This window comes from Nitrococcus sp. (assembly GCF_059432795.1).
Map to the genome: position 1 here is coordinate 1 of NZ_JBXWZQ010000160.1, position 5,978 is coordinate 5,978.

Annotated in this window: 3 protein-coding genes; 1 reads left to right on the forward strand and 2 read right to left on the reverse strand. The window is 61.0% G+C overall.

The window, feature by feature from the left end:
• A partial coding sequence (locus AC52Q4_RS11380) for an ExbD/TolR family protein (RefSeq protein ID WP_495536913.1) occupies window positions 1-260 on the forward strand: 260 nt, incomplete at its 5' end.
• Between the two features lie 202 nt (window positions 261-462).
• On the opposite strand, the gene AC52Q4_RS11385 is transcribed toward AC52Q4_RS11380, so the two are convergent.
• Both AC52Q4_RS11385 and AC52Q4_RS11390 read right to left on the reverse strand, forming a co-directional pair.
• Window positions 463-2,697 carry a putative bifunctional diguanylate cyclase/phosphodiesterase gene (locus AC52Q4_RS11385; protein ID WP_495536914.1) on the reverse strand — a complete coding sequence of 745 codons (2,235 nt, stop codon included), beginning with the start codon at window positions 2,695-2,697 and terminating at the stop codon, window positions 463-465.
• A 155-nt stretch (window positions 2,698-2,852) separates the two neighbouring features.
• On the reverse strand, window positions 2,853-5,837 hold the full coding sequence (locus tag AC52Q4_RS11390) for a chemotaxis protein CheB (RefSeq protein ID WP_495536915.1): 2,985 nt from the start codon (window positions 5,835-5,837) through the stop codon (window positions 2,853-2,855).
• Between the last annotated feature and the right edge of the window lie 141 nt (window positions 5,838-5,978).

Here is a 5,978-nt window from a genome sequence, read left to right on the forward strand (position 1 = left end):
GCGCGCGGCTCGATCGTGCCGCGCTGAGCTCGCGGCTTTTCGAGGCCGGCGAGCAGGTCCCGGCCCCCGAGCTGCACCTGCACGCCGACCGCTCCACCCGCTATGAGGTGCTCGCCAAGATCATGGCTGAGGCGGGCAAAGCGGGGCTCGGCCGGATTGGCTTCGTGTCCGATCCCTCGCAAGCTAGAACGGAGCATCCGAGCGGCGAGCCCAGCCGCGGCGGATCCGATCCAGTGAGCGAGGCGTCTCCCCATCGATAATGGCCGGTTGGTTACGCTGCTTTACCCCTGGACAAAGCGGCTAATTATCATTGTTTCTAGTTCTCGCTGTTCGTCTTCTCTTGTCTGAATCAGCGGATCAGCACTGCTCGGCTATTAGGAAGTCTTTTCCGTCGCTGGCGAGTCCTTGCATGCCACGCCATCAGCCGACCAGTGCGCGCGGGAAGTCAGGGGTGAAAACGCGCTAACGACACTCCGGCATGAGCTTACTGAGCATTTCAGCGCTCATCGGAAGTCCAATAAAAAATCCCTGAACGTAGTCACAACCGCACTCGCGCAAAAACGCGAGTTCGGTCTCGGTTTCCACGCCCTCCGCGATCACCTCAAGTCCGAGGCCGTGGGCGATGTAAATGACGCTGTTTACCAGATGGGCGGCAGCGGCATCCGACTCGATGTTCTCAATGAATGAGCGGTCGATCTTCACGATATCGAATGGCACTGCCCTCAACGAGCCCAATGACGAATAGCCGGTGCCGAAATCGTCCATGATCAGTCGAATCCCTTTCTCCTTTAGCGCCTTCAGGCAGGAGATGGCACTCTCGCTCTCGACGGGAGCGCTCTCGGTAATCTCGACGGCCACACGATTCGGCGCAAAACCGCATTCGTTGAACAGTTCGAGCAGTGCGACTCCCGCTTCCGATGAATTGATTTGCTGCACCGAGATATTGACTGACACGAACGGCACACCGTTTTCCTGGTGCCACGCCGCCGTCTCCCGGAAGACCTCACCGAGCACCCACTTTCCAAGGGGCTTGATTTGCCCGGATTCCTCTGCAACCGCAAGAAAGGGTTCCGGAAGCAGGAGCCCCCACTCCGGGTGGTTCCAGCGCAGCAGCGCCTCCACGCCCGCAAGCTCACCGCCATTCGCGCGACATATCGGTTGGTACTGTAATTGGAACTCACCGTTTCTCAGGGCCCGGGCTATCTCACTGCGGGTACGTGTACGCGCCTCCGCCTCTTCACTCATGCTCGTGTCATAGAAACGGTAGGTATGACGTCCGGCCGATTTGGCCCGATACATCGCGATATCGGCACGCCGTTGCAGCGAATCGAGATCCACGGCATCGGCCGGGTAGACCGCGATGCCGATGCTCGCGGTGCAGCGGACTTGCCCCCCTTCGATCTGCGCGGGCAATGACAGCGCCGCGATAATCTTGTCCGCAACGGCCGCGAGACTTCGCCCCTCAGGGACGTCGGACAATATAACCGAGAACTCGTCGCCGCCCATTCGGGCAACCGTATCATGCCTGCGGACACAGCCGACCAGGCGAGAACCCACTTCCCGTAACAAGGCATCCCCCGCCGCATGTCCCCGCTCATCATTGATGCGTTTGAACTCATCCAGGTCGATGAACAACAACCCCATGAGGGCGCCATGTCGTTGTGCCTCTTTTTCGGCCTCCCCCAGACGCTCGGCAAACAGCGTGCGGTTGGGCAGACCGGTGATGGCGTCGTAGTATGCCCGTTGGCGCATCGCCTCCTCGGTCCGCCTGCGCTCGGTGATGTCGACGATCAGGCACGCGACATGCGAGAGCTTGCGAGCCTCGTTTTGAACCGCCGTAAACGAGAGCTCCGCCGGAAACGCCTCACCATTGGCACGCCGGAATTGCAGGACCCCGTTCCAGCGCCCGAAGGCCCACAGATGCCTCCACGCGTCATCCATGGCAGTTTGGTCGTCCACCTCGGCGGCCAGATCACGCAGATCGCTGCCGAGCAGTTCGTTTGGCCCATAGCCGCTGAGTTTTGCGAAGGCCGCGTTGGTCCGAATGATGTGCCGCTGCGGATCCAGGATCACGATGCTCTCGTTGACCGCTTCCAAGATCGCACCGGCAATCTGCCAGTGGCTTTCCGCCTCTTTGCGCACGGAGATATCGCCGAGCGCGATGCGCATGCCGGTGACCTCATCGTTCTCGTCGGTTACCGGCACACCGTCCAGGCGAGCGTAAAAGATACGGCCCTCGTCGGGTACCAAACGAAGCTCGCAGTCCTGGGGCTCCTTGCGCTCCAAAATGGCGCGGCGGTAGGCGAAGAAGGCGTTTTGATCATCTTTAACCACGAACCGGTAGAAACGGGCGGCGGTGAGTGCCGCGCGTGGTACGTTCAGCATGTGTGCCGCGGTCAGGTTCGCCTCCCGAATCCGCCCCTCCTCGGAGACGGTCAGATAACCCACCGGGGCAAAGTCATACAGATCTCGGTAACGAACCAGTGCCTCCTCCAACGCCGTTTGAGTACGGCGCAGCTCCTCGTTCTGCATCTCCAGCTCAACCTGGTGGACCCGCAACTCCTGAATGAGCTCCTGGGTCTCGGTGGCCGACATCGCGGCTGCGGGTTTGTCCTCAAGCATCTGCTCGAGCCGTTTTTCGGCCCGAGACCTTAGCTCCGAGTTCGCACCGCCTTCTGCCTCATTACTTGTCGGCATCCTGGCACCTCGCCGAGTACCTTTATTCAAGTATCACCCAAAAAAACCAAAGTGCGGTGATGCCAGGACCCAAACGGTTCACGCATCGCAGCGCGTTCGGGACAGACACAATTGGAAAGGCGAGCGAGCGAGGACGTCGCAGTCGGGCATCCGGCTCAGCCCGCATCGCTCGCGCCGGCCTCTAGATAGACCACCGCATGGGTCACCTTGCCCTCGGGACCGCGTATGGGCGCGAAGAATGCCTGCATTTCCGCCTGCGCATTGTCCTCGCCCAGGTAGCGTAATATGCCGCGCCAGGTCCGCCCGCCCCGCAGCGTACGACGCATGATCTCAGCGTGGGCAACGCTCACGTGCATCGACATCGGCTCACCGCGAATGCGGCCCGGCTGGGCTCCGGGCCGGAGGCCGGTTTCCGCACTGAAGGCGTTGCTTGCGTACTCGACACGTCCTTCAAGATCCATGAGCAATACCATTGTCGGTGACTGGGCAAGGGCATCCTTGAGCTTCGTCATGAACTCGAGTCTCCGTGCATACGCGACGTCAAAGAAGGCTAGAACGGTCCCGCTGACACGGCCATCGGACGTGCGATAGGGGCGGATACGTAAAAGAAACCACCGATTATCGCGGGCCCTAACGTGCCGTTCCTTCGGCACCAGGGTTCGCATCACCTCCTCCATGTCCTGGGTTACCTCAGCGTAGACCAAGCCGTGCGCGAGATCCTTCAGCGGCCGCCCGATGTCCCCCTCGATCAGAGGCATGACCCGGGTGGCCGCCTGCGTGAAGCGCTGGACACGGAACTCTGTGTCCAGAAACACAATTCCGAGATCGGTACTGGCGAGCAGGTTGCTCATGTCGTCGTTGACTTGGGACAACGCCTCGACCTTGCTCTCCAGCTCCGCGTTGACCGTATGAAGCTCCTCATTGACGGACTGCAGCTCCTCGCGCGAGGTCTCAAGCTCCTCATTGCTGCTCTGTAGCTCCTCGTTGGACGATTGCAGCTCCTCGTTCGAGGTCTCAAGCTCCTCGATCGTTGTCTGTAACGCATCCTTCGTTTGCGCCAGCTCCTGCTCCAGCTGCATCACGCGCTCGCTCTCCTCGGCAGAGCGCTCCACGAGCTCGATCCCTGCTTGTTCCTCCACCGGGCCCAGATCCTCAAGCTGAATCAGCGCGAGACCCACCGGTGCATTCGACTCCGACAGGGGGGCGGCCATGAATCGCACCAGCGCTTCGCGGCCATCGGCACTTACCTTAACGGCGCCACCGCGCACTAACGCGCCCTCCTTGCGCACGCGGTGCAGAACCGAGCGCATCGGGCTGCGGAGCTCCGTGCGCGCCATTTGCAGGACGTCAAGATTGGGAACGCCGCTTGGCGGTTCCAAGAATCGCCCGGTGCGGCCATGGAAGTAGACGATGTCGTTGTTTTGATCGACCACGACGAACGCGGGTGTGCAGTCACGCAGTACGACGCGTTGGGCCAGCTCGCCGATAGTGGGTTCCTGCCGCGCCGCACCGGGCTCGGGTTTCGGCGCTGAGCGCTGATGCGCTCCGGGTCTGCCGGTCATGCCCAAAAAAAGATCTGCGCGGGTGAACGAGTCGTCGCGGCGGACATAGATCTTGTGCTTTCTGTCCAGCGGCTCGAAGAGATCGTCCGCCGTGCCAATCGACTCAGAGTTCCCCAGGAACAAAAAGCCGTCGGGCTTTAGCGCATAATGAAACAACAGCAGCACGCGCCGCTGCAGCTCTGAACTCATGTAAATGAACAGATTCCGGCAGCTCAGCAGATCCACCTGGGAGAAGGGAGGGTCCTTTATCACGCTCTGTTCGGCGAAGATGACCATCTGACGAAGGCTCTTGTCGATCTCGTAATACCCGCCATGCTCGACGAAGAAACGCTGAAACTGGGACGGCGATATGTCCGCGCAGATGTTGGCCGGATAACGCCCGGCCCGGGCGGTCTCCAGTGCCTTGTTATCGATGTCGGTGGCAAAGAGCTGAACGGGGTATTTCTGCCTCATCCCGTCCATGGCGTCTTGGAGCAACATGGCGATGGAGTAGGGTTCCTCGCCAGTGGAGCAGCCTGGCACCCAAACCCGCACCGCCTCACCAACCGGGCGCCGCTCGAAAAGCCGCGGAATGACCAACCGTTCCAGGGCCGCAAACGCCTCGGGATCCCGAAAGAAATCAGATACGCGAATGAGCAGCTCCTGGTAAAGTTTGTCGAGCTCCTCACCGTGCTCGCGTAAAAAGCGCAAATAAGTAACGTAGTCCTCGATACCGTGGACGGCCATGCGCCGTCTGACACGCCGAATGATGGTGCTGATCTTGTAAAGCGCAAAATCATGGCCCTTTCGCTCGCGTAACAGTGCGAATATTGCGGGAAGCTCTGGCGCTCGCTCAGCCGGCACCGTCTCTTCCCCTTGCGCTCCGGCACGGACTGAGGCACTGAAACGAAAGCCCATCAGAGCGGCTGGTATTTCATCCGGAGGCAACACGAAATCGGCCTGGCCGGTTGCAATTGCGCTCTCCGGCATGCCTGCATACTCGGCGCTCGCGGGGGCCTGCACCACAACGATGCCGCCCTCGCCTTTGACGGCCTGCACACCCAAAGCACCGTCCGAGCCGGTGCCGGAGAGAATAACGGCGAAGGCGTTCTCACCCTGATCCACTGCCAATTCCCGCAAAAAGAGGTCGATGGGAAGTCGATGCCCCTCGCATCGCTCCGTTAGATGGAGCTCACCGTGCTTGATGGACATATCATGGTTCGGTGGGATCACGTACGCGTGGTTGGCCTGCAGCTTCACCCCCTCTTTGGCTTCCACAATGGGGAGCCGGGCAACGCGCCCCAACAGCTCCGTCAGCATGCTCGCCTGGGTTGGGGCAAGATGCTGGATTACCACGTAGGCCATCCCGGAGTCTGCTGATACCGCGCCGAAGAACTTCTCGAGTGCGTTCAGGCCGCCGGCCGAGGCGCCCAGTGCGACCACCGGAAATCGCTCGGCTTGCGTTGACTGCCGGGACGACTCCGCCGCACGCTCGACCCTTTCCTGCTGGGGTTTGCGGCGCCTTTTGTCGGTTGCTTCGCCTTTCTCGGAGGCATTGATGGCAGGTCCATGTTTGCCGCCGCCATCTGGGTCCGACATTCGTCTCTGCCCTTATCTGTGCTCGTCTACCGCGCCTCGGATTCTCGCCAGTGTAGCGGAGCATGCGGCAAAAGCGCCACGGAACACCCGGCGGCAGTGAGGAATCCACCGAGGTCCACCCGTTTCGCCCGTCTCAGCCCA